Raw genomic sequence first — 23967 nt, forward strand, 5'->3', positions numbered from 1 at the left:
GGTGTCATAGCTTTATGCCGCGGTGCAGTGCCACGATGCCGCCGGTTAAATTGGTGTACTCCACCCGCTCCAGGCCGGCGTCTTCCATCATGCTTTTCAGCGTTTCCTGGTCGGGGTGCATACGAATCGATTCCGCCAGATAGCGGTAGCTTTCGCCGTCGCCTGCCACCCATTCGCCCATTTTCGGCAACAGGCGGAAAGAATATTCGTCGTAGGCCTTGGTCAGCAGCGGGTTGTTGGGTTTGGAGAACTCCAGCACCAGCAGGCGGCCGCCGGGTTTGAGGACCCGTGCCATGGAACGCAGCGCGGCGTCCTTGTCGGTGACATTACGCAAGCCAAACGCGATGGTGATGCAGTCAAAGCTGTTGTCGGGAAACGGCAGGCATTCGGCATTGGCCTGCACATACTCGACGTTGCTGCCCACGCCGTTGTCCATCAGCTTGTCGCGACCCACATTGAGCATGGAGGCGTTGATATCGGCGAGCACGACTTTGCCCCGCGGGCCGACCAGGCGGGAAAATTTAAGTGTCAGATCACCGGTGCCGCCTGCAATATCGAGCACCTGGTGGCCCGGCCGAACGCCGGCGCGCTCGATGGTGAGGCGTTTCCAGACACGATGAATGCCCATCGACATCAGGTCGTTCATGACGTCGTAGCGTGCGGCGACCGAGTGGAAAACGTCGGCTACCCGAGAGGCTTTTTCGTCGAGAGGCACTTCCTGATAACCAAAATCGGTCGTGCGTTTATCCGTGGGGCTCATGGGGCTCTGGCTCCAGCGTTCGAGGCGATGAGCGTCGACCCAGCGGTCGCCGCATTGATAAGGTTGACGACATTGTAGCCTTGTCCGCCCCGGCTTGTCTGCGTTTGCTCTGGGGCGTTACGTCACAGCTGTTTGAACTGGATACTGGCAGGCTCGCGGGAGGCCCCGGCCTCCTCCAGCCGTTGCAGGTAGTTTTCCCAGTAGGTCGTTTGATGCTGGGCCAGATCATAGAGGTAGTTCCAGCTGAACAGGCCGCTGTCGTGGCCGTCGTCAAAGTGCAGTTTGAGCGCGTAGTTGCCTGCCGGGGTGATGTTTTGCAGCCCTACATCCTTTTTGCCGACCTGCAGCACGGCGGTATCGCCGCCATGGCCGCGTACCTCGGCAGAAGGCGAGTAAACCCGCAGCAGTTCTACCGGCAGGCGATAGCTTTCGCCATTGGCGTAGCCGAGCTCAAGCTCGCGGGTCGACTTGTGATAGTGAACGCGGGTGGGCGTGGGAGCAGTCATGATACACCTCAAAAGCGGCTGGGTGTCGGCGGCCAGGGATGGCGCGCCAAGGCTCGGCATCCCTGCCGAGCCAACAGGTTACAGAATATAGCGCGACAGGTCTTCGTCGACGGCTAGCTCACCTAGCTGGGCATTCACGTAATCGGCATCGATCACCAGCGGGCTTTCCATGTCGCCGCCCTTGAACGAGGCCTCTTCCAGCAGGCGCTCCATGACGGTATGCAGGCGACGCGCGCCGATGTTCTCGGTACCTTCGTTGACCTGCCAGGAAATTTCGGCGATGCGCTCGATACCGTCCTGGGTGAACTCGATGTCCAGCCCTTCGGTGGCCAGCAGGGCCGTGTATTGCCTGGTCAGCGACGCCGACGGTTCGGTCAGGATGCGCTTGAAGTCGCCGGGGGTCAGCGCATCCAGTTCGACGCGGATGGGCAGGCGGCCCTGCAGCTCCGGGATCAGATCCGACGGCCGCGACAGATGGAAGGCACCGGAGGCGATAAACAGGATGTGGTCGGTCTTGACCATGCCGTACTTGGTCGAGACGGTCGACCCTTCGATAAGCGGCAGCAAGTCGCGCTGCACACCCTCGCGAGAGACTTCGCCGCCGCTCGACTGGCCGCTGCCCTTGGCGACCTTGTCGATTTCATCCAGGAAAACGATACCGTGCTGCTCGACCGCTTCCACGGCGCGGGCCTTGATCTCTTCCTCGTTGACCAGCTTGCTGGCCTCTTCGTCGCGCAACAGGCCGAAGGCTTCCTTGACCTTGACACGGCGTGTTTCGCGCTTCTGCTGGCCCATGTTGGAAAACAGGCTCTGCAGCTGGCTGGTCATCTCTTCCATGCCGGGGGGCGTCATGATGTCGATACCCTGACCCTGGGCGGAAATCTCGATATCGATTTCCTTGTCGTCCAGTTCGCCTTCACGCAGCTTCTTGCGGAACGTCTGGCGGGTGCCGTTATCCTCGCGCGGCTTGTCTTCCTGGCCGCGGGGCGGCGGCAGTAGCGCATCGAGAATGCGGTCTTCGGCGGCATCCTCGGCCCGGTGGGCGACTTCTTCCTTGGCGTGTTCGCGGACCATCTTGATGGCCGCTTCGATCAGGTCGCGAATGATGGATTCAACGTCGCGACCCACGTAGCCCACCTCGGTGAACTTGGTGGCCTCGACCTTGATGAACGGTGCACGCGCCAGTTTGGCCAGGCGGCGGGCAATCTCGGTTTTACCCACGCCGGTGGGGCCGATCATCAGGATGTTCTTGGGCGTGACCTCCGGGCGCAGCTCATCGTCAAGCTGCATGCGGCGCCAGCGGTTGCGCAGGGCAATGGCGACGGCGCGTTTGGCATCCTGTTGGCCAATAATATATTGATCCAGGGCGTGGACGATTTCGCGGGGTGTCATCTGGGTCATAAAAGGGGCCTCAACGTTCGTTGGTGTTCAGCTCTTCAAGCGTGATGTGGTGATTGGTGAACACGCAGATGTCACCGGCGATAGCGAGAGATTTTTCGGTGATCTCCCTGGCGCCCAGTTCGGTATTTTCGAGTAGCGCCCGAGCACTGGCTTGCGCATAGTTGCCGCCGGAGCCAATGGCGATGATGCCGCGCTCGGGCTCGACGACGTCACCGTTGCCGGTAATGATCAGCGAAGCACTGTGGTCGGCCACGGCCAACAGGGCTTCAAGGCGGCGCAGGGCGCGGTCGGTGCGCCAGTCCTTGGCAAGCTCGACGGCGGCCTTGGTGAGGTGCCCCTGGTATTTTTCAAGCTGGGCTTCAAAGCGTTCAAACAGGGTGAAAGCATCGGCGGTGCCGCCCGCAAAGCCCGCCAGTACCTTGCCACGGTAGAGGCGGCGTACCTTGCTGGCATTGCCTTTCATCACGGTATTGCCCAGCGATACCTGGCCGTCACCCGCCAGGGCGACTTGGTTTCCGCGACGCACGGATACGATGGTGGTCATGGAGGTAACTCCTTGGGGGGAGGCTTGCTCCCGATGACGATCGGGTCGATGTTCGACCCTCGTTAAGCAGTTCTCAACAAAGTGCGGGCGGTCGATAAAAAATCAACCGCCCGCACGTCATTGGGGAGTGAGTTTGTCAATTCTGCAGTTGAATCAGCAGTGGCTCGATGCCTTGGGTGGCCATTAAATCCTGGGCGCGATTGAGTTCGCGGGTATCTTCGTAGGGACCGACCTGCACGCGATGCCAGGTGTTGCCATCGGCCTGGATCTCGCTGATCTGTGCCAGCAGGCTCAGATTACGCAGCCGTTGTCGCAGTTGTTCGGCATCGCTTAACTCGCGAAACGACGCTGCTTGCAGCACATAGCGGGCACCGTCTTCACTGGCCGTTTGCTGCGCGGTGGTGACCTGTTCTTCCGGGCGCATATTGGCCGCGATCACCTGGGCGATGGGATCGTCGACGCTATCGCTATCGCCGGTGTCGCCTTCGGCTTCAGCGGCAGGCGGTGTCTCAACGCTGGAAGGCGGGGCCACACCGGGGGCAATCACCTCCGTTTCAGGCAGCAGGGTGTAGAACTCGAAGGTCGGCATGGAGGGCTCTGTCGAGTCTTCGGTTTCCCTTGCGGCCTCACGTGCTTCCCGCTCCTCGGCGCTTGATTCTGGCGCCGTCTGAACGGCGTCATCCGGCGTGTCCTGCCAGGGGGCGGTGCCATGCTGGTGTTGAGCCAGGAAGAAACCGGCCGCCATGCCCGCCAGCCCCCACAGCCAGCCGGGCAAGCGGAACCCACCACTTGAGCGGCGGGGCGATTTGCGCTGGCTCGTGGCGCCGCGGCGGGTGGGCTTTTTACGCGGGCTTGCCATGGCCTACATCTCCTCGGGGGCGCTGACCCCCATTAAATCCAGCCCATTGCGCAGCACCTGGCGGGTGGCAAGGCCCAGCGCCAGGCGCGTATTGCGCAGGGTGTCGTCCTCGACCATGACCTTGACGGCGTTGTAGCAGGTATGGAAATCACCCGCGAGGTCAAGCAGGTATTGGGCGACCTGCTGGGGTTCGCGATTGTGGGTGGCGTTTTCGATGACTTCCGGGTAGCGGGCCAGGCGGTTGAGTACGGCGCGCTCCTGGTCGCTGTCCAGCAGGGCCAGGTTGGCCATGGCAAGGTCGTGATCGAAAGGCTGTCCTGCCGCTTCGGCCTTGCGCAGCATGCTGCACACCCGGGCGTGGGCATACTGAATATAGTAGACCGGGTTGTCGTTGGACTGGGAGCGCGCCAGATCGATATCAAAGGTCAGTTGCGAGTCGGCCCGGCGGGCGGCCAGGAAGAAACGCGTCGCGTCCCGGCCCACTTCGTCGATCAGGTCGCGGACGGTGACGTAGCTGCCCGCGCGCTTGGAGAGTTTTACCTCGACGCCGGAGCGGGTCACCATCACCATCTGGTGCAACACATAGTCCGGCCAACCTTTGGGGATGCCGACATTCAGCGCCTGCAGCCCGGCACGTACCCGGGTGATGGTCGAGTGGTGGTCGGCCCCTTGCTCGTTGATCACCGTCGTGAAGCCGCGCTGCCACTTGTCGAGGTGGTAGGCCACGTCGGGAAGGAAGTAGGTATAGCCGCCTTCCCGCTTGCGCATTACGCGGTCCTTGTCATCGCCGAAGTCGGTGGTGCGCAGCCACATGGCGCCGTCTTCTTCATAGGTATGGCCTGCGGCAATGAGTTTCTCGACCGTGGCGTCCACCTTGCCGTCGTCATACAGCGAAGATTCCAGAAAGTAGACGTCAAACTCGACGCCGAAGGCTTTCAGGTCGAGGTCCTGCTCCCGGCGCAGCCAGGCCACGGCAAAGGCTTGAATCGCATCAAGGTCATCGGCGTTGGCATTGGCGGTGACCTCGCGATCATCGGCGCTCACCGTTTTGCCCGTCATGAAATCCCTGGCGACATCCATGATGTATTCGCCGCGATAGCCGTCTTCCGGCCAGCTGTCATCCTCGGGGCCAAGCCCTTTGGCGCGCGCCTGTACCGAGCGCGCCAGGTTGTCGATTTGCGCGCCCGCATCGTTGTAGTAGAACTCGCGGGTCACGTCATAGCCGCTGGCATCGAGCAGGCGACACAGGCAGTCGCCGATCGCAGCGCCACGGCCATGGCCGACGTGCAATGGTCCGGTGGGGTTGGCGGAGACAAACTCGACCTGTACTTTCTCCCCCCTGCCAATCAGGCTGCGGCCAAAGGCATCGCCGCTGTCGAGTACCTGGGCGACAATTTGCGCGGCGGCGTCCGAGGCAGCAAAGAAGTTGATGAACCCGGGACCAGCAATTTCGGTTTTCTGGATGGCGTCGCTTGGCGGCAGGGCCGCGACCAGGGCGTCGGCCAGTTCGCGGGGCTTCATGCCGGCCGGTTTGGCCAGCATCAGCGCCAGGTTAGTGGCGTAATCACCGTGGGCCTTGTCCTTGGTGGGGTCCACCTTGATGGTGGGCGCTAGATCAGCGGGCAGCACGCCTTGGTGTTTGAGCGCGGAAACCGCGCCGTCGAGCAGTGAACTAATCGTGTCTTTCATTTAAGTATCCGGGTGTTAATCAGTGGCGGCGTGGGCATGCACGCATCGCTATTCAGCGGCAAGGTGGCCCATTATCGGCAATTGAGCCGCAGTTTCAAAGCGATGTGTCGGCTGGTGCCTAGGATAGGCTTTGCGGATCAATGTCGATCGACCAGCGGACCCGGCGTGCGTCGCGGTTGGCTTCCAGCCATTGGGTCAACCAACTGGCGGCGGCGTGCAGTTGGCTGCGCTTGTCTGCGGTCAGCATGACCTGCAGGTGGTAACGGTTCTGGCGGCGCTCCATGGGGGCGGGGACCGGCCCCAGGCAGCGGGCTTGTGCGTCGCTGCTGGACAGCCATTGGCGCAGGGCCTGGGCGGCCTGCCGGGCCAGGCCCTGCGCGGCCTCTTCCTTGGGGCTTTCAATGCGTAGCAGCGCCATGAAGCAGAATGGCGGCAGCTGCGCGAGGCGGCGCTCTTCCAGCAGGTTGCGCGCCAGTGTGCCATAGCCGTGTTCGGCAAGCTGGCCCAGGTGTGGGTCGTCGGGATGCAGGGTCTGCACCAGCACGCGCCCTGGGTGGGCCGCCCGACCAGCGCGACCGGCGACCTGCTCGAGCAGTTGGGCGCTGTGTTCCAGAGCCCGGAAATCCGCCGCGTAGAGCCCGCCGTCGGCATTGACCACCACCACCAGCGTCACATGGGGGAGATGGTGGCCCTTGGCGAGCATTTGGGTGCCTACCAGCAGGCAGGGTTCGCCGCGCTGGATCTCCTTCAGCATCTGCTCGAAACTGTCCTTTTTACGCGTGCTGTCGCGGTCGATGCGCTGCACCTTGGTCTTGGGGAACAGGCTTTGCAGAGTCTCTTCGGTACGTTCCGTGCCGCTGCCCAGAGCGCGTAAATCACCACTGCCGCATTCCGGGCAAGCGTCCGGAAGGGCGCGGCGGCTGTCGCAGTGGTGGCAGGCAAGCAGCGGCGGCTGGCGGTGCAGGGTCATACGGGCGTCACACTGGCCGCATTCGGCAAGCCAGCCGCAGCTGTGGCAGGCCATTGTCGGCGCAAAGCCTCGTCGGTTGATGAAGATAAGCACCTGTTTGCCAGCGGCCAGGGTGTTTTTGATGGCGGTGAGGGAGGCCGGCAATAGCCCTCCCTGGCGCCGCTGGTGGCGCATGTCCACCAGCTCGAGTTTGGCGGGCGGGTGACGGCTGGGCCGCTGGGTTAGACGCAAATGCCGGTAAGTCCCCGTCAACGCCTGCTGCAGACTTTCCAGGGACGGTGTGGCGCTGCCCAGCAACAAGGGGATTTTATGGCGGTGGGCACGGGCGACGGCCAGGTCCCGGGCGTGATAGCGCAAACCGTCCTGCTGCTTATAGGAGCCGTCGTGCTCTTCGTCGACGATGATCGCACCAGGGTTGGCGAGGGGGGTGAAAATCGCCGAGCGGGTGCCGATGATGATCAGCGCCCGCCCACTGGCGGCGGCTTCCCAGACGTCCAGGCGCTCGGGGTCGGTAAGCCCTGAGTGCAAGGCCACGACGGGTACGCGAAAGCGGCTTTTGAAGCGCGCCAGCGTCTGCGGCGTCAGGCCGATTTCGGGTACCAGCACCAGCGACTGCTTGCCCTTGGCCGCCACCGCCTCGATCAGTTGCAGATAAACTTCGGTCTTGCCGCTGCCGGTAACGCCCTCCAGCAAGCAAGGGTGGTAATCATCGAGTTTTTCATGCAGGGCGGCCAGCGCCGTCGCCTGCTCCCGGTTAAGTGGCAACGCAGGGCTTGCCAGCAGGCTGCCGCAGGGAGGCCTGGGGGCAGTGAGAGTAATGTCCTGTGCCTCGGCCAGGCCCTTTTTTTCCAGCGCGAGTAACTGGTCGCGGCTAAACCCATGCGCATTGACCGCGCGCCCCGGTAACCCGTGGGGATGCTGTTGCAGCAGCGCGTGTAACGCCGCCTGCTTCGGGGCGCGGCTCAAGCGGTCATCGTGCGGCGTACCCGACGCCCGCCAGAGTGTTTGCGTGCGTCCGGCCATCGGATGGCCCTGGCGTAGCCGTGCCGGCATGGCCATGGCCAGGGTGTCGCCCAGGCTATGCTGGTAGTAACGCGCTGTGAACTGGCAAAGCCATAGCCAATCGGCGGGCAGCGGGGCGTCGTCCAATGTTTCGCTGACGCTGCGCAACTGGTCGTGCGGCAGGTCGCTGTGGTCCGCCAGTTCAGCGATCACACCGACCACATCGCGATGGCCGAACGGAACGCGGACGCGCAGACCGACCTGCCAGCCACCGGGCGGTGGCTGGCGGCTGGGCAAGTAGTCGAACAGGCGTCGCAACGGCGACGGCAGGGCGATTTTGAGCACCTGGGCGGAAACAGCGTCGGACAATTGGCCTCCGGCATTAGTTTTGCTAGAATACGCGGCCGCTCTGACTTTAAACGAAGGAGCGATTAACCGGTTAGTCGTTTTTTAAACCCGTATGCGGTGCCTGGCACGAGATCAGGTGGCGGCATACCGCTGATGAGGCTCAAGATGAAACAAGGTATCCATCCGAATTACAACACGGTCACCGCCAACTGTTCCTGCGGTGCTAGCTTCCAGGTGGGGTCCACGTCGGGTCAGGATTTCTCTCTGGACGTGTGCTCCAACTGCCACCCTTTCTACACCGGTAAGCAGAAACAGGCGACCACCGGTGGCCGTGTAGAGCGCTTCAACAAGCGTTTTGGCGCTGCAATCAAGCGCGGCTGATCTTACGATCCGCCATATCGAAAGCCCCAGGGCTTGCGAAAACCCACGCCAAGGCGTGGGTTTTTTTATGGGTGACGAGAGCGTTGGCAATAACGAGCAGCCCAATGCCGGGTTAAAATGGAAAAAATTTCCATAAATGCTGCATTGCATTAATGGAAACAACCCTTACCGTTGAAGCGTTTACGCATAAATTTCATTAAAAATGTTTTAAATGTTACGAAATGAAGGTAAAAGTCGATTAAACGACCGTTTTTATGCCGGGTTTACCGCTTGCTTGAGCGGGCCGGGGTTTTTCTATATTCTGGCACCACTTATCTCCTTTCTATGTAACTGGACCCTTGACCATGACCGATGCAAACAAGCAGGCCGCTTTGGATTATCACGCGAAGCCGATTCCCGGCAAGCTGTCGGTGGAGTTGACCAAACCCACCGCGACGGCACGGGATTTAGCGCTGGCGTATAGTCCTGGGGTGGCCGAGCCGGTCAGGGAGATTGCCCGCGAAGCCGAAAATGCCTATCGCTACACTGGTAAAGGAAACCTGGTCGCGGTCATTTCCGACGGCAGCGCGATTCTCGGGCTGGGCAACCTGGGGCCGTTGGCCAGCAAGCCGGTAATGGAAGGCAAGGGCGTGCTGTTCAAGTGTTTCGCCGGTATCAACTCGGTGGATATAGAAGTGGATGCGGAAAGCCCTCAGGCATTTATCGACACCGTGGCGCGCATTGCCGATACCTGGGGCGGGATCAATCTCGAAGACATCAAGGCGCCTGAATGTTTTGAGATCGAAAAGGCGCTGATCGAGCGCTGCAGTATCCCCGTGTTTCACGACGACCAGCACGGCACGGCGATTGTCACCGCCGCGGGCATGCTGAACGCGCTGGACATTGCCGGTAAAACGATCGGCAACGTCAAGATTGTCTGCATGGGTGCAGGCGCGGCAGCCATTGCCTGCATGCGGCTACTGGTATCCTGTGGGGCGAGCAAGGAAAACCTGATCATGCTCGACCGTCGCGGGGTTATCCACAGCGATCGCGAAGGCATCAATGAATACAAGGCCGAGTTTGCCCGGGACACGGACATGCGCACCCTGGATGACGCCATCGACGGTGCCGATGTGTTTATCGGTTTGTCAGGCCCTGGCTTGTTGTCGGCTGAGCAGGTGAAGACAATGGCGCCGGATCCGGTGATTTTCGCCTGCACTAACCCGGACCCCGAAATTCATCCCGATGTCGCCCGGGAGGCGCGCCCGGATGTGATCATGGCGACCGGTCGCTCCGACTTCCCCAACCAGGTGAATAACGTTCTGGGCTTCCCGTTCATCTTTCGCGGCGCGCTTGACGTGCGCGCGACGCGCATCAACGAAGCCATGAAGCTGGCGGCGGTGCACGCACTCAAGGACCTGGCCCGCGAGCCGGTTCCCCAGGAGGTGCTGGATGCCTACGAGCGTGCCGACATGCAGTTTGGCCGCGAGTACATCATTCCCACGCCCGTCGATGTAAGGCTGCTGGCGCGGGTTTCCTCGGCGGTGGCCCAGGCGGCGGTGGATTCAGGCGTGGCACGCAAGCCGTATCCGGCGCACTATCCGCTGCAGTCGATTAATGACGTTTACGGCGAATAGGCCCCCGATAGCCCATTGCCACCATCCGCTATTGTTACTGCCAACGCCCGCTATCCGCGGGCGTTGGGCGTTCAGTCGGCGGTTGAATAGCGTGTCAGGCCTTCCTGGGCAGTAGAGGCGACCAGGCGGCCGTCCCGCTGGTAGATATGCCCCCGGGCAAGGCCACGGGCGCCACCCGCCCACGGCGAATCGATAACGTACAGCAACCAATCGTCCAGGCGGGTATCGTCATGCAGCCAGAGGGCATGGTCCAGGCTTGCAATGCGCAGCTGCGGGTCGGTATAGCGGATGCCGTGGGGTGTCAGACTGGTAGTCAGCAAATTAAAGTCGGACGCGTAGGAGAGCAGGTGCCGGTGGAGGGCCGCGTCATCGGGTAGACTGCCAGCCAGACGAAACCACAGGCACTGACCGGCAGGCTCTGACTGATCCGGGTTCCCCTTGAGGTGCAAAAACTCGATCGGGTGGCCAGGGAAGCGAGAATGTGTGACATCACCGCTCTCTATCAACGCCTCGGGTGTCGGCACCTCAGGCATCGCGCGCTGATGACTGAAGCTTGTTTCGTGACTCTGAAACGAGGCGCTGCAGAAAAAAATCGGGCGACCCTTCTGAATCGCTGTCACGCGTCGAGTGGTAAAGCTGCCGCCGTCGCGAATGGTGTCCACCTGATAGACCACCGGCCGGTGGGGGTCCCCGGGGCGGAGAAAATAGCCGTGCTGGGAATGCGGGCGGCGCTCGATGGGCACGGTGCGGCTGGCGGCGGCGAGCGCCTGCCCCAGTACTTGCCCGCCGTAGAGTTGGGGGAAGCCCAGGTCCTGGCTCTGGCCACGAAAAAGGGTGTCTTCAAGGACTTCTAGCTCAAGCAAATTGACCAGCGTATTCAGCGCGTCTGCCATTCTGGGTATCCTGTAGTCTCTCATTCAGCGGCGCTCAAGGGCGCCGTTCATACGATCGTTTTGTTACCTTAACGGAGTTTGCTGTGATTCGCAGCGATGAATTTTACATGCACCGGGCGCTGGACCAGGCGCATCTGGCGGCTGACATGGGCGAAGTGCCGGTGGGAGCCGTAGTGGTTGACGATGGCGGCAGGATTATCGGTGAAGCTGGCAATGCCCCGGTATCCAGCTGCGACCCAAGCGGTCATGCAGAGATTCGCGCCCTTCGGGCGGCGGCTCAGCAGCTAGGTAACTACCGTTTGTCCGGCTGTACGTTATTCGTGACGCTGGAGCCTTGCATGATGTGTGTCGGGGCGATGATCCATGCCCGCCTGCGCCGCCTGGTCTACGCGGCTGCCGAGCCGCGCACCGGTATGGTCGAGTCTAAAGCCAATCTGCTGGCGCAGCCGTGGTTCAATCATGCCATTGACGTCGAGGGCGGGGTGCTGGCGGGGCAGTCAAGCAGGTGCTTAAAAGCTTTTTTTGCCGCCAGGCGGGACGAAGCAGGCCGCTAGCCTAGTCGCCAATGCTGCCGGTGGCGACCTGGTTGCGGCCTTCCCGCTTGGCACGATAAAGGGCCTTGTCGGCGGTTTGCATCATGCGCGTCATGTCGAACGGTTGAGGGTCGGTTACGCTCACGACCCCGGCGCTCAGGGTGATCGGCTCGCCATCGGCATGGGGCAAGCCGGCATCGATGACCTGCAGCCGCAGCGTATCGGCCAGCTTTCGGGCGGCCTCCATGTCCAGGCCGGGCAGCAAGGCGACAAACTCCTCGCCGCCATAACGCGCAAAAATACCGCCATGCTGTTCCATCAGGGCCTCTCCCATTAACGCCATGCGTGCCAGGTAGTCGTCGCCTACCAAGTGGCCCAACTGGTCGTTGACGCGCTTGAAATGATCGATATCAAATAGCGCCAGGCTGAGTGGCCGCTTTGACCGGTGTGCGCTGACGTGGTCGAGAAAGTGGCGCCGGTTGGGGATGCCGGTTAGCTCGTCGTGGCTGGCCAGCCATTCAATCTCGCGCTGTAACTGACTGCGAGTGCGTATTTCCTGCTGCAACGAGGTATTGCTTTGCAGCATGGCGCGATGTTGGTAACCCAGGCGCTTGAAGCTATAGATGACCAGGTACACGAGATAGGCAAAGGTCAGGCCCAGCACCAGGCTGATGGTAGGTAGCCTTGGTAGTTGGCTAAGGAGGTGGTCACGGCGGGGCTGGTCGGAAAGCGTCAGTGTTCTATCGCCTAGCTTGACGCGATGATGGTAGGTCCAGGGGCCAGGGCGGGAGGCATCGCCATGCTGAGCGAGCACTTGGCCATCGGCGTGCCATTGCATCAGGCCTTCTGTGTCGGGTAACTGTTCAAACAGGCTTTTCGCCAGCAATGGAAAGCTGATTGCCATCGCGGTTGCGCCTATATGAGCCTGTTGCGCGTTCATGACCGGCAGGTAGTAAATCATGCCGCGTTCGCCCTGCAGTAGTTCGATTATTTCCGTGCTGCCTTCTCGAACGCCGCGCAGCGCGGGTTCGAGCGCGGAGCGCCCCGCTGGTTGAACATCAAAAAGGCGAAGCCCCAAGAGGCTTAAATTAGCAGGTGTGGCGGGGTATACCTGGCGGATACCACTGTCAGGCGTAATAAAAGCGATGTTGATTAAATAGTTGAAATCACGCTGGTAGCCCCTGGCTTGATGCGCCCACTGGCGGTAGCTTGGCGGTTCTGACTGGAGTTCCCAGGTGCGGGCAAAGCGGCGCATGGCGTCAAGGTGGTCGGTGATCTCTCGGTTGAGCTGGGTCGTCACGGATTGAACGCGTGTTTCAGCCTGCTTGTAAAGCGTGCGCTCGGCCTCAAGGTGTAGCCGTTGCCAAAGCAGAAGTGATAGCCCGACCAAGCCAAGGGCCAGCCATAAGGCGGTGGACAAATAGCGTTTGCTGCACCAATAGGGATACACATAAATAACGTGAGCCGTCAGCAGCGCCATATGGATGAGAAGCGCTGGCCATGCCGTGGCGTAATGCAGCAGGGGGGTAAGCTCGGGGTGCAGCGCCGATTCCATGGCTTGTAAACTGGTCAGCAAGGCGGCGGCCCCCATCAGCAGGGGAGCCCCCAGTCGTGCCCGCAAATGCAGCATGAGCGCCAGTGCGTTGAGTTGGAGCGCCACCGTGGTGAGTAACGGGGCCCTGAGGGTTTCGATGGTCGCACCCGGCAAAACCTGCTCGGCCAGCAATTGCCATGTGGAAGTGGCAACCCACGCTTCTGGTAGCAGGTAGCTCAGTATGCCAGGGGTGAGTAATCCCAGCGTGCCTGCGGCGAGCAGACACATGACCGGCCAGGCACCGCGCATGACGGCCAACTGGGCAAGTGCCAGCAACCACAATGCCAGCGCGGTCATTCCCGGCGTCACCCACAGCAGCGTTGTCGCCCCCATCAAGACGGCGATAGCAAGCGTCAGCGCAAAGCGGCTGCGAAACGTTGGAGGCATTACGGTCTCGACTTAATCAAGCGGCGGTATCAACTCGAACATTAACAGGGGGTCTGCGTTGACAGGCGTTTGCTCTAGCTGGAAGAACTGCTGGCGACTGCGTTCAACGTACTCGATCATTTCGTAGTAGCGCCGAATGTTGCGTACATAAATGACGGGTTCTCCGCCACGGGCGTAACCGTGGCGCGTCTTGCTGTGCCATTCGCGCTGTTGCAACAAGGGCAGCGCCTCGCGCACATCCGCCCAGCTGTCCGGGTCACCGTCGCGCATTTCGGCGATTTTACGGGCATCGTAAAGATGTCCCAGGCCAACGTTATAGGCCGCCATTGCCATAAACAGGCGGTCGTCTCCGGTGATGTCGTCGGGCAGGCGGTCCATGATGCTGCGCAGGTAGCGTGAGCCGCCGTCGATGCTTTGCGCTGGGTCGCGGCGGTTCTCAATGTCCATTTCCTTGGCGGTAGGGCGGGTCAGCATCATCAGGCCGCGTACGCCGGTGGGCGAGACAGCCTCGGGGTCCCAGTGGGACTCCTGGTAGCCGATGGCGGCAAGCAGTTTCCAGTCGAAACCGGTATTCTCGGCGGCCTGCTTGAAGTCCTCGGTGAAGCGGGGAAGGCGGGCATCCAGATGGGTGAGGAAGGTGCGTGTACCGACATACTCGAGGTAATCGTCATGGCCGAAATAGCGTGCCACAAGTTGGTCGAGAGCCCCTGTCTGTTGAAGGTCTTCAAGAAAGCGGTTTGCTGCCTTAAGCAACCCAAGCCCCCGGCCACTGGGAACCGCCCAGGCCATCGATACTGGATCGCCCAGCGGGAAGCCGTGCTCGACATTTTTAAAAAACAGACGGTTAATGCGGAACTGATGTTCAAAAATCACGGCCGCGTCGAAACGCCCATCTTCGATTTGGGCCAGTAGCTCGGCGACCTCCAGCTCGTGGGACTCGCGCCAGGTTAATTCGGGGTAGTCTTCCTGCAGCTCGCGTAATGCCTTACTTGTGCCTGCGCCGCTCAGTGTGCCCAGTGACAGGCCGACGAGGTCGCTGGGTTCAGTGATGCCGTTGAGTCCGCGACGGTAGACCACCAGTGGCTGCATGTTGATGATCGGCCGGGTGTAGTGAATGCCAGGCGTATCGGTGAGCAGGGGGAGCGCCGCTGCCCCCAGGTCGCCTTTCTCACGCACCGCGGGTAGCACGCTCTCGGGGTGGTGGCTGGCATCGATGTTAAGGCTGACCCCCAGGCGATCGGCAAACCGCCGCATGAGCTCATACTCGAAGCCAGTTGGCCCGTGTCGGCCTTCATAATAGGTGGTCGGCGTATTGCGCGTATGCAGGGTGATGAAGTCGCGCTGGCGTATCTGCTCCAGGTGCTCGCCTGCTGGCACAAATGAAAAGGTTGGCATCATCACCAGCAGCGCAATGGCCGTTAGTGCATAGTAATAGCTTGAGCGAGCGAGAAAATGTCGGCAAATCAGCGTCAGCATAGTGTCTTGTCGGCGCGGGATAAGCTGCCACGATACCCAGCCATCGGCAGACTGTCACCTTGTTGATTTCGTGTGGCCGACGCTTTCCAGTATCATAGACGTTGATTAGTGTCATAAAAGAAGGCCGCACGGCGGCCCGGTGATTTCCCTGCTCGAATTCTCCCTGCTCTAGAGGCTTCTGGATATGCTCGAACTGCGAGGCGCGCCCGCCCTTTCTGCCTTCCGTCATGCTCGGCTATTAGCGGTGCTGCGTGAACGTGTTCCCGAGGTCGAGGCGCTATCCGCCGACTACGTTCACTTTATCGACCATCACGCGCCGGTGGAGGCAGACGCTCATCAGCGGCTGGTGCAGCTGTTGGATTACGGCCATGAAGCAGCGGTTGAACCACCCAAGGGCGCACAGCGTTTTTTGGTGGTGCCGCGCATTGGCACTCAGTCCCCCTGGTCCTCCAAGGCCACCGATATCGCGCATAACTGTGGTTTGCACCAGGTCAGCCGCATAGAGCGTGGCGTCGATTACCGGATAAGCATGACCGCCATGCCGGATGAAGCGGGGCTCAAGGCGCTGACCGCCCTCCTGCATGACCGTATGACCGAAACCGTGCTCACCGATGCCTCGGATGCCGCCAAGCTGTTTGCCCACCACGACCCGGCGCCGCTGGGCAGCGTGGACATCATGACCGGCGGCCGTGAAGCCCTGGCCACCGCCAACCGTGAGCTGGGGCTGGCGCTTGCCGATGACGAGATCGACTATCTTGTCGAAGCCTTCAATGAACTGGAGCGCAACCCAAGCGATGTCGAGCTGATGATGTTCGCCCAGGCGAACTCCGAGCACTGCCGCCATAAAATCTTCAATGCCGACTGGCTGATTGACGGCGAGCCGCAAAGCCACTCGCTGTTCAAGATGATCAAGAACACCTTTGCCACCTCGCCGGACAACGTGCTGTCGGCCTACAGCGACAACGCGGCGGTGATCAAGGGCAGCCAGGCCGGGCGCTTTTTTGCGACACCGTTGACCGCTGCCGACGACGAGCGTGCCCTGTACGGCACCCATCAGGAACCTATCCACATCCTGATGAAGGTGGAAACCCATAACCATCCGACGGCGATTGCGCCGTTCCCCGGGGCGGCGACTGGCTCGGGCGGTGAAATTCGCGACGAAGGGGCGACCGGGATCGGCGGCAAGCCCAAGGCGGGGTTGTCCGGCTTTACCGTTTCCAACCTGCGTATCCCCGAGTTCGTCCAGCCCTGGGAAGCCTTCGACTATGGCAAACCCGAGCGCATGCAGTCAGCGCTATCGATCATGCTGGATGGCCCGATCGGCGGTGCGGCCTTCAACAACGAATTTGGCCGACCCAACCTGACGGGCTATTTCCGTACCTACGAGCAGGACGTGCTCAGCGAAGACGGCATCGAGCGGCGTGGTTTCCACAAGCCGATCATGATCGCTGGCGGCTACGGCAATATTCGCGCCCAGCACGTCCAGAAAGGTGACATCCCTGTCGGCGGTAAGCTCATCGTCATGGGCGGCCCGGCGATGCTGATCGGCCTGGGTGGCGGGGCTGCCTCCAGCATGGCCTCCGGGGTGTCGAGCGCCGACTTGGACTTTGCCTCCGTGCAGCGGGAAAACCCGGAAATCGAGCGCCGTGCCCAAGAGGTGCTCGATCGCTGCTGGGCGCTGGGCGACCATAACCCTATCCGTTTTGTTCACGATGTCGGTGCTGGCGGGCTTTCCAATGCGCTGCCAGAGCTGGTCAAGGATGGCGGGCGAGGCGGGCTGTTTGACCTGCGTGCGGTGCCCAATGCCGAGCCGGGCATGAGCCCGCTGGAAATCTGGTGCAATGAAGCCCAGGAACGCTATGTGCTGGCGGTGGCGGCCGACGACCTGGCGACGTTCGAGGCGCTGTGCGCCCGCGAGCGCTGCCCTTTCGCGGTGGTGGGCGAAGCGCTCGAGCAGCACCATCTTGAAGTGCGCGACGGCCATTTCGAGACCCGGCCGGTTGACCTGCCGATGAGCGTGCTGTTCGGCAAGCCGCCTAAGATGCTGCGTGAGTTTAACCGCCAGTCGCCGACGCTATCGGGCGTGATGCTCGACAATCTGGATCTGCGCGAAGCGCTGGACCGCGTCCTGCGCCTGCCCACTGTGGCCTCGAAAAGCTTCCTGATTACCATTGGTGACCGCTCTATCACTGGGCAGGTGGCCCGGGACCAAATGGTCGGCCCCTGGCAGGTGCCGGTCGCGGATGTCGCCGTGACCACCGCCAGTTTCGATACCCATGCGGGCGAGGCGATGGCCATGGGCGAACGCCCGCCGGTGGCCCTGATTGATCCAGCGGCCAGCGCCCGTCTGGCGGTGGCCGAGGCGATCACCAATCTGGCCGCGGCACCCATTGCCAAGCTGGGCGACGTCAAGCTTTCGGCCAACTGGATGAGCGCCGCCGACTACCCTGGCGAGAACCAGGCGCTTTACGACGCCGTGCACGCGGTCGGCATGGAACTCTGCCCGGCGCTGGGCATTGCCATTCCGGTGGGCAAGGACTCCATGTCGATGCGCACCGCCTGGCAGGCCGAAAATCCCCAGGGGGAGATGGAAGAGAAGTCCATTACCTCGCCGCTGTCGCTGGTGGTCACCGGCTTCGCACCCGTGACCGACGCCCTGGCGACCCTGACGCCGCAGATCAATCTGGAGCAGGACGAATCCGATCTGATACTGATCGATCTGGGCAACGGTCAGAATCGGATAGGCGGCTCGGCGCTGGCGCAGGTATACGGTCAGGTCGGCAATGAGTGCCCGGATGTGGATGACGCCGAAGACATCAAGGCGTTCTTCGAGGTTATTCAAGGCCTCAACCGCGATGGCAAGCTGCTGGCCTACCATGACCGCAGCGACGGCGGTTTGCTGGTGACGCTGCTGGAGATGGCCTTTGCCGCCCATTCCGGGCTTGAAATCAAGCTCGACTGGCTGGTCGACGAGCCGGTAGAAGCGTTTGGCGCGCTGTTTTCCGAAGAGCTGGGGGCGGTGATCCAGGTCAATCGCCAGGACACCGAAGAGGTGCTGACCCAGTTCGCCGTGGCCGGTATTGAAACCTGTGGCGTGATTGCCCGCCCGCGCTACGACGACCAGGTGCGCGTGACGCTGTTCGAAGAGCCGCTGCTCGAAACCACACGCCAGCTCACACAGCGCACCTGGTCTGAAACCAGCTATCGAATGCAGGCGCTGCGTGATAATCCTGAGTGCGCCAAGAATGAATTCGATAACCTGCTCGACGTTCGTGACCCCGGTCTCAGCGCTTCGCCGAGCTTTGATGTCAACGACGACATCAGCGCGCCATTTATCAACACCGCGAAACCCGCCATGGCCGTGCTACGCGAGCAAGGCGTCAATGGCCAGGTGGAAATGGCCTGGGCGTTCGACAAGGCCGGTTTTGACGCTGTCGACGTCCATATGAGCGATATCCTGGAAGGGCGGGTGTCGCTTGACGATTTCAAAGGCCTCGTCGCCTGCGGCGGTTTCTCCTACGGTGATGTCTTGGGCGCCGGCGGCGGCTGGGCGAAGTCGGTGCTGTTCAACGAGCGTGCCCGTGAGCAGTTTGCGGCGTTCTTCAAGCGTGACGACAGTTTCTCGCTGGGGGTGTGCAACGGCTGTCAGATGCTATCGCAGCTTCAGACATTGATCCCCGGCGCGGAAGACTGGCCCACCTTTGTGCGCAACGAGTCCGAGCAGTTCGAGGCGCGCCTCTCCATGGTCCGGGTGGAAAAAAGTCCCTCCATTCTGCTGGCCGGTATGGAAGGCTCGCAGCTGCCCATTGCCGTGGCCCATGGTGAAGGTCAGGCGGCGTTCCGCGACAGTGCTCATCTGCGCCGTATGCAGTCGAGCAGCCAGGTCGCCCTGCGCTACATCGATAATTATGGTCAGGCAACGACCCGCTACCCGGCGAACCCGAATGGGTCACCGTCAGGAATTACCGGGCTGACCACCCCCGACGGGCGCGTCACCATCATGATGCCGCACCCTGAGCGCGTGGCGCGGGCGGTGACCAACTCCTGGCGCCCCAGTGAATGGACAGAGGATGGCGCCTGGCTGCGCCTGTTCCGTAATGCTCGAGCGTGGTTAGGCTAAGTCCTGACGTCCGAGTGCCAGGTGATGGATGACATACCTTCAAAAGGCGGCTTCAGGGCCGCCTTTCGCTGCTGATGCGATGACACCCAAGCTGCGCCCCTATCAAAGCCAGGCGGTTGGCCGCGTGGTTGAGCATTTCCGTGCTTCCCACGCCCCGGCGGTGGTGGTATTGCCCACGGGTAGCGGTAAATCATTGGTGATTGCCGAGCTTGCCCGCCTGGCCCGAGGGCGAGTGCTGGTGCTGGCACACGTGCGTGAACTGGTCGAGCAGAACCACGCCAAGTATCAGGCCTACGGCCTGGAGGCCGATATATTCAGCGCCGGGTTGAAGCGTAAAGAGGCCGAGCGACAGGTGGTCTTTGGTTCGGTGCAGTCGGTGGTGCGCAATCTGGACCGGTTTGCCGACGGTCGCTTCACCCTGCTGGTGGTTGATGAGTGCCACCGCATTTCCCTCGATGAAGACGCCAGCTATCGTCAGGTAATCGACCACCTGCAGCAGCAAAACCCACAGCTTAAAATACTCGGCCTTACGGCAACGCCTTATCGCCTGGGGCAGGGGTTCATCTATCACCGCCATTATCACGGCATGGTGAAAGGCAATGATGATTGCTTCTTTCGTGACTGCGTGTTCGAGCAGCCGCTCAGGTTGATGGTCAAGCAAGGCTATCTGGCCGAGCCCAAGCGCCGCGATATGGCGGTCGAAGGGTATGATTTTTCCCGCTTGATACCGGCGGCGACGGGGGCTTACTCGGAGGCGGCGTTGAATCAGGTGGTGGCGGGTAATCGGGCCACGCCGGGTATTATCCGCCAGGTCGTCGAGTTGGCGGAGGGGCGCCAGGGTGTGATGATCTTTGCCGCAACCGTCGCCCATGCGGAAGAGGTCATGGGCTATCTGCCGACGGGGCAGGCGGCGCTGATTACCGGTGCCACCGTATCCCAGGACCGCACGGCGATTATCGACGCCTTCAAAGCCCAAAGGCTTAAATACCTGGTCAACGTGGCCGTGCTGACCACTGGCTTTGATGCTCCCCACGTGGATTTGATTGCGATACTGCGGCCGACCGAGTCGGTCAGCCTGTATCAGCAGATGGTGGGTCGGGGGCTGCGCCTGGCGCCTGGCAAGCAGGACTGCCTGGTGCTCGACTATGCAGGCAACCCCTGGGACCTCTACGCGCCGGAAGTGGGTGAACCCAGGCCGGATAGCGATAGCGAGCCGGTGCAGGTGGCGTGCCCTGAGTGTGGCCATGCCAACCTGTACTGGGGCAAGCGCGACGGTGAGCTGGTGATCGAGCATTTTGGCCGCCGCTGCCAGGGGCTTGTCGAAGATGAAAACGGCACGCGTCGCCAATGCGCGTTTCGCTTTCGCTTCAAGGTCTGCGATGAATGCGGCGCCGAGAACGATATCGCCGCCCGCCGTTGTCACGGCTGCCAAACGCTGCTGGTCGACGCGGATAGCAAGCTCAAGGATGCCCTGAAGCTGAAAGACGCCAGGGTGCTAAGGGTCAGTGGCATGTTACTGGAAGCTACCACCAACGGGCGCGGGCTGCCGCGGCTAAAGGTTACCTATTATGATGAAGACGGCGCGAGCCTGGCGGAATGGTTTGCCCTGGAGACGTCGGCGCAACGGCGTGCTTTCTACGTCGCGTTTTTGCGCGAACATTTGCGCGCGCCGGGGATGCCCTGGCAACCTGCCACACCTCAGGCGGTTGTCAGCGAACAGCACCGCCTGCGCCATCCCGACTTCGTGGTCGGGCGCAAGGTAGGGCGCCACTGGCAGCTTCGCGATAAGCTGTTTGATTATCAGGGCCGCTACCGCAAAGCCAGCGATGCAGGTTAAGGTGGCGGGGTCACTTTATTAAGTAATGCCGATATTGGAATATTGATCCATTAGCAGATACATACAGCCTCAAAAATCGCCTATCTAACTGAGGAACCGACCCGCGTGAGCGAGACGCCAAGCGCTAAACAGGCCCCCTCAAGCACGGACACCTCGGACACAGCGCCGGTGGCCGAAGCGCTGGGGCGGCTATTCAACGAGCCGATCACTCAATTGCCGGAGGATTTATATATCCCTCCGGAGGCGCTGCGCGTCTTTTTGGAAGCCTTTGAAGGGCCGCTTGACCTATTGCTTTATCTGATTCGCCGCCAGAACCTGGATATTCTGACCATCAACGTGGCCACCATTACGCATCAGTACATTGAATACGTGGAACTGATGAAGGCCATGGAAATCGAGCTGGCCGGCGAGTACCTTCTGATGGCGGCGATGCTGGCCGAGATCAAGTCGCGTACCTTGCTGCCCCGGCCGCCCAAAGCGGAAGGCGAGGAGGAAGAGGATCCGCGGGCAGAATTGATCCGTCGCCTGCAAGAGTACGAACGCCTCAAGGAAGCCGCCGAGTCACTGGATACGCTGCCGCGCGTTGGCCGCGACTGGTTCAGCGTGCAGGCAGGTTTGCCGCCGCTGGAGGCGCGGGTCATTCATCCGCCGGTCGAGCTGGATGAACTGCTGGGCGCACTGGCCGATATTCTCAAGCGCGCCGAGCTTGCCCAGGCGCACCATATTAGCCGTGAGGTACTCTCCACCCGTGAACGGATGCTCGCCATCATGGAGCAGCTCGGTGGGGAGGGCGGCGAGCCGCACTACGTGCCCTTTGCCGCGCTGTTTACCCTGGAAGAGGGGCGGGCAGGCGTTGTGGTGACGTTCATGGCGATTCTGGAGCTCGCCAAGGAAGCCATGATTGATATCGTGCAAAATGCCCCGCTCTCGCCAATCCATGTGCGTGCGCGCCCCGCAGCCATTAGCGACGGCCATGACGCCGAAGACGCCTTTGCAATTGATGACGCTGGCGAACATTCTGATGAAGAAAGCGCGTTTGAAGCACCTGCCGACAGGGAAGCACCATGAGTGAGATTGATTCGCCGCTGGAGGAGATACTCGAAGCCGCGTTACTGGCGGCGGGGGAACCTCTCTCGCTGGAGCGCATGGAAACGCTGTTTCTGGATGGCGAGTGCCCGTCTCGGAACGAGCTTCGCGAGGTGCTGGCCCGGTTGGGCGAGCGCCATGAACACGGCGCCCTGGAGCTTATCGAAACCGCATCGGGGTATCAGTTGCGTATTCGCCCGCGGCTGTCCCAGTGGGTATCGCGGCTATGGGATGAGCGCCCCCAGCGTTACTCCCGGGCGCTGCTCGAAACCCTGGCATTGATTGCCTACCGGCAGCCGGTGACCCGCAGTGACATCGAAGACGTCCGCGGGGTCAGCGTGAGCAGCTCGATCATGCGTACGCTGATGGAGCGCGGCTGGATACGCGTGGTTGGCCATCGCGATGTGCCGGGAAGACCGGCGGTCTACGCGACCTCGCGCAGCTTTCTGGATGATTTCGGCTTGAAAACCCTGGATGCGCTGCCGCCGATGCACGAGCTGGTCAGCGGGGAAGGTGATGGCCAAGACACGGCTGAGGTGCCTGACACGAACGACGGGCAAACGCTGTTGCCGGAGCCGCCGTCTTCTGACACGCAGGAAGCACTGGACGACGCGTCCGAAACCGTGCAGGATGCGCCACCCGAAACGGCCGATAGTGCCGAGACGCACGCCGAGACGGCGTTAACCCAGCCGCTGAGCTTTGCCGACCTAGAGGCACGCCTGGCGGCACGTGCGCAGCGATCCGATGACCAGGATGCGCGCACGCAGACCCATGATGAGAGGTCAGACGACCATGAGTCAGAGTAATACCCCCCCTACCAGCGAAAAGCTGCAAAAAGTTCTCGCCCGCGCCGGTCTTGGTTCGCGGCGTGAAATGGAAACTGTGATTGCCGACGGCCGCGTCAAGGTCAACAATCAGGTCGCCAAGCTGGGCGACCGAGTTGAAGCGCGCGACAAGGTCAGCCTTGACGACCGGCTGGTGACGCTGAGAGCGGAAGACGAAACACCGCGCCGGGTGATCATGTACAACAAGCCGGAAGGCGAGTTGTGTACCCGCAAGGATCCCGAAGGCCGTCGCACCGTGTTCGATCGCCTGCCGCGCTTGAAAGGCGAGCGCTGGATTGCCATCGGTCGCCTGGATATCAACACCAGTGGGCTTTTGCTCTTCACCACTGACGGCGAGCTGGCCAACCGCTTGATGCACCCCTCGACGCAGGTCGAGCGTGAATATGCGGTGCGCGTGATGGGTGAAGTGAAGCGTGAGCATATCATGGCCATGGTAGACGGCGTGATGCTGGAAGATGGTCCCGCCCGGTTCACCGATGTTCAGGAATTCGGCGGTGAGGGGATCAACACCTGGTTCCATGTGGTCATTCTGGAAGGCCGAAACCGCGAGGTTCGTCGACTCTGGGAGTCCCAGGAACTGACGGTAAGTCGTTTGAAACGGGTTCGTTACGGCAATATCTTCCTCGATAAGCGCGCCAAGGCGGGGGAGTGGGTCGAGCTGTCCCAGGATGAAGTGGATGACCTGGCGGCACTGGCTCAGCTTGAAACCCGCAAGGTCCCCGAACTGACCCCGGATGAAAAGAACCGTTGGAGCCGGGATAAAAACAAGCGTCGCCCGGTGCAGGCAATGCGCAAGCCCAAGCGCCGCTGAGGGGCATTTGTAACAAGAGGCAAATTAAGGCAAAAGTTCAAAAAAGGCTTGCGGATAGCGTAGGCGATCCGTAAGATATGCATCCGTTCGGGCGGGTCGTTAGCTCAGTTGGTAGAGCAGTTGACTTTTAATCAATTGGTCGCAGGTTCGAATCCTGCACGACCCACCAGCCGAACTTTATTTAGATTTGTCGCCGCCGCGTGAGCAGCGGGTCGTTAGCTCAGTTGGTAGAGCAGTTGACTTTTAATCAATTGGTCGCAGGTTCGAATCCTGCACGACCCACCAGATTCAGCACCCCTGACAGTTCGC

18 protein-coding genes and 2 tRNA genes are annotated in these 23967 nt (G+C 61.3%); 10 read left to right on the plus strand and 10 right to left on the minus strand.

Annotated elements, in window-relative coordinates; translation table 11 throughout:
- Window positions 1–4 precede the first annotated feature (4 nt).
- The 7 genes from ubiE to NH395_RS03715 all read right to left on the minus strand — a co-directional run bounded on the left by ubiE (window position 5) and on the right by NH395_RS03715 (window position 8100).
- A complete protein-coding gene (gene ubiE / locus NH395_RS03685; protein ID WP_066318301.1) occupies window positions 5–760 on the minus strand; it encodes a bifunctional demethylmenaquinone methyltransferase/2-methoxy-6-polyprenyl-1,4-benzoquinol methylase UbiE in 756 nt (251 codons plus the stop codon).
- 122 nt (window positions 761–882) lie between these two features.
- On the minus strand, window positions 883–1266 hold the full coding sequence (locus NH395_RS03690; protein WP_253022519.1) for a DUF971 domain-containing protein: 384 nt from the start codon (window positions 1264–1266) through the stop codon (window positions 883–885).
- Between the two features lie 78 nt (window positions 1267–1344).
- Window positions 1345–2667, minus strand: coding sequence for an ATP-dependent protease ATPase subunit HslU (gene hslU, locus NH395_RS03695; protein ID WP_092826424.1), 1323 nt, complete (start codon window positions 2665–2667; stop codon window positions 1345–1347).
- A gap of 10 nt (window positions 2668–2677) precedes the next feature.
- A complete protein-coding gene (gene hslV, locus NH395_RS03700) occupies window positions 2678–3211 on the minus strand; it encodes an ATP-dependent protease subunit HslV (protein WP_066318308.1) in 534 nt (177 codons plus the stop codon).
- A gap of 136 nt (window positions 3212–3347) precedes the next feature.
- Window positions 3348–4070: an SPOR domain-containing protein gene (locus NH395_RS03705; RefSeq protein ID WP_253022521.1), complete on the minus strand. Its 723-nt coding sequence runs from the start codon at window positions 4068–4070 to the stop codon at window positions 3348–3350.
- A 3-nt stretch (window positions 4071–4073) separates the two neighbouring features.
- Window positions 4074–5759, minus strand: a complete 1686-nt coding sequence (gene argS / locus NH395_RS03710; RefSeq protein WP_253022522.1) for an arginine--tRNA ligase — start codon at window positions 5757–5759, stop codon at window positions 4074–4076.
- Between the two features lie 118 nt (window positions 5760–5877).
- Window positions 5878–8100, minus strand: coding sequence for a primosomal protein N' (locus NH395_RS03715; protein ID WP_253022524.1), 2223 nt, complete (start codon window positions 8098–8100; stop codon window positions 5878–5880).
- Window positions 8101–8244: 144 nt separating this feature from the next.
- Here NH395_RS03715 and rpmE point away from each other — a divergent pair, with 144 nt between their 5' ends.
- Both rpmE and NH395_RS03725 read left to right on the plus strand, forming a co-directional pair.
- Window positions 8245–8460 carry a 50S ribosomal protein L31 gene (gene rpmE, locus NH395_RS03720; protein WP_044630499.1) on the plus strand — a complete coding sequence of 72 codons (216 nt, stop codon included), beginning with the start codon at window positions 8245–8247 and terminating at the stop codon, window positions 8458–8460.
- 344 nt (window positions 8461–8804) lie between these two features.
- Entirely contained in the window at window positions 8805–10076 is a 1272-nt protein-coding gene (locus NH395_RS03725) for a malic enzyme-like NAD(P)-binding protein (RefSeq protein WP_253022525.1), read from the plus strand.
- A 71-nt stretch (window positions 10077–10147) separates the two neighbouring features.
- Here NH395_RS03725 and NH395_RS03730 read toward each other — a convergent pair whose 3' ends face one another.
- Window positions 10148–10969, minus strand: a complete 822-nt coding sequence (locus tag NH395_RS03730) for an acyl-CoA thioesterase II (protein WP_253022526.1) — start codon at window positions 10967–10969, stop codon at window positions 10148–10150.
- Between the two features lie 86 nt (window positions 10970–11055).
- On the opposite strand from NH395_RS03730, the gene tadA reads away from it, so the two are divergent.
- Window positions 11056–11523 (plus strand): tRNA adenosine(34) deaminase TadA, encoded by a 468-nt coding sequence (gene tadA / locus NH395_RS03735; protein WP_253023067.1) that lies wholly within the window; start codon window positions 11056–11058, stop codon window positions 11521–11523.
- Between the two features lies 1 nt (window position 11524).
- On the opposite strand, the gene NH395_RS03740 is transcribed toward tadA, so the two are convergent.
- A complete protein-coding gene (locus tag NH395_RS03740) occupies window positions 11525–13483 on the minus strand; it encodes a diguanylate cyclase (protein ID WP_253022527.1) in 1959 nt (652 codons plus the stop codon).
- A 12-nt stretch (window positions 13484–13495) separates the two neighbouring features.
- Entirely contained in the window at window positions 13496–14959 is a 1464-nt protein-coding gene (gene mltF, locus NH395_RS03745) for a membrane-bound lytic murein transglycosylase MltF (RefSeq protein ID WP_253022528.1), read from the minus strand.
- A 184-nt stretch (window positions 14960–15143) separates the two neighbouring features.
- Between mltF and purL the strand changes: the two genes are divergently transcribed.
- The 7 genes from purL to NH395_RS03780 all read left to right on the plus strand — a co-directional run bounded on the left by purL (window position 15144) and on the right by NH395_RS03780 (window position 23943).
- Complete coding sequence (gene purL, locus NH395_RS03750) at window positions 15144–19079, plus strand: phosphoribosylformylglycinamidine synthase (protein WP_253022529.1); 3936 nt, start codon at window positions 15144–15146, stop codon at window positions 19077–19079.
- Between the two features lie 79 nt (window positions 19080–19158).
- Window positions 19159–20916, plus strand: a complete 1758-nt coding sequence (locus NH395_RS03755) for a DEAD/DEAH box helicase (protein WP_253023069.1) — start codon at window positions 19159–19161, stop codon at window positions 20914–20916.
- Window positions 20917–21021: 105 nt separating this feature from the next.
- Entirely contained in the window at window positions 21022–21984 is a 963-nt protein-coding gene (locus NH395_RS03760; RefSeq protein WP_253022530.1) for a ScpA family protein, read from the plus strand.
- Window positions 21981–22808 (plus strand): SMC-Scp complex subunit ScpB, encoded by an 828-nt coding sequence (scpB, locus tag NH395_RS03765; protein ID WP_253022531.1) that lies wholly within the window; start codon window positions 21981–21983, stop codon window positions 22806–22808. Before NH395_RS03760 ends, scpB begins: the two co-directional genes overlap by 4 nt.
- Window positions 22795–23658: a 23S rRNA pseudouridine(2605) synthase RluB gene (gene rluB, locus NH395_RS03770; RefSeq protein ID WP_085917077.1), complete on the plus strand. Its 864-nt coding sequence runs from the start codon at window positions 22795–22797 to the stop codon at window positions 23656–23658. Before scpB ends, rluB begins: the two co-directional genes overlap by 14 nt.
- 93 nt (window positions 23659–23751) lie before the next feature.
- A tRNA-Lys gene (locus NH395_RS03775) sits at window positions 23752–23827 on the plus strand.
- A 40-nt stretch (window positions 23828–23867) separates the two neighbouring features.
- Window positions 23868–23943 (plus strand) — tRNA-Lys (locus tag NH395_RS03780).
- Window positions 23944–23967 lie beyond the last annotated feature (24 nt).

The organism is Halomonas sp. Mc5H-6 (genome assembly GCF_024124705.1).
Lineage (GTDB): Bacteria > Pseudomonadota > Gammaproteobacteria > Pseudomonadales > Halomonadaceae > Vreelandella > Vreelandella subterranea.

Coding starts and splice junctions, on each gene's coding strand:
- ubiE (WP_066318301.1), bottom strand. CDS start 760: ATGAGCCCCACGGATAAACGCACGACCGATTTTGGTTATCAGGAAGTG.
- NH395_RS03690 (WP_253022519.1), bottom strand. CDS start 1,266: ATGACTGCTCCCACGCCCACCCGCGTTCACTATCACAAGTCGACCCGC.
- hslU (WP_092826424.1), bottom strand. CDS start 2,667: ATGACCCAGATGACACCCCGCGAAATCGTCCACGCCCTGGATCAATAT.
- hslV (WP_066318308.1), bottom strand. CDS start 3,211: ATGACCACCATCGTATCCGTGCGTCGCGGAAACCAAGTCGCCCTGGCG.
- NH395_RS03705 (WP_253022521.1), bottom strand. CDS start 4,070: ATGGCAAGCCCGCGTAAAAAGCCCACCCGCCGCGGCGCCACGAGCCAG.
- argS (WP_253022522.1), bottom strand. CDS start 5,759: ATGAAAGACACGATTAGTTCACTGCTCGACGGCGCGGTTTCCGCGCTC.
- rpmE (WP_044630499.1), top strand. CDS start 8,245: ATGAAACAAGGTATCCATCCGAATTACAACACGGTCACCGCCAACTGT.
- NH395_RS03725 (WP_253022525.1), top strand. CDS start 8,805: ATGACCGATGCAAACAAGCAGGCCGCTTTGGATTATCACGCGAAGCCG.
- NH395_RS03730 (WP_253022526.1), bottom strand. CDS start 10,969: ATGGCAGACGCGCTGAATACGCTGGTCAATTTGCTTGAGCTAGAAGTC.
- NH395_RS03740 (WP_253022527.1), bottom strand. CDS start 13,483: ATGCCTCCAACGTTTCGCAGCCGCTTTGCGCTGACGCTTGCTATCGCC.
- mltF (WP_253022528.1), bottom strand. CDS start 14,959: ATGCTGACGCTGATTTGCCGACATTTTCTCGCTCGCTCAAGCTATTAC.
- purL (WP_253022529.1), top strand. CDS start 15,144: ATGCTCGAACTGCGAGGCGCGCCCGCCCTTTCTGCCTTCCGTCATGCT.
- NH395_RS03755 (WP_253023069.1), top strand. CDS start 19,159: ATGACACCCAAGCTGCGCCCCTATCAAAGCCAGGCGGTTGGCCGCGTG.
- scpB (WP_253022531.1), top strand. CDS start 21,981: ATGAGTGAGATTGATTCGCCGCTGGAGGAGATACTCGAAGCCGCGTTA.
- rluB (WP_085917077.1), top strand. CDS start 22,795: ATGAGTCAGAGTAATACCCCCCCTACCAGCGAAAAGCTGCAAAAAGTT.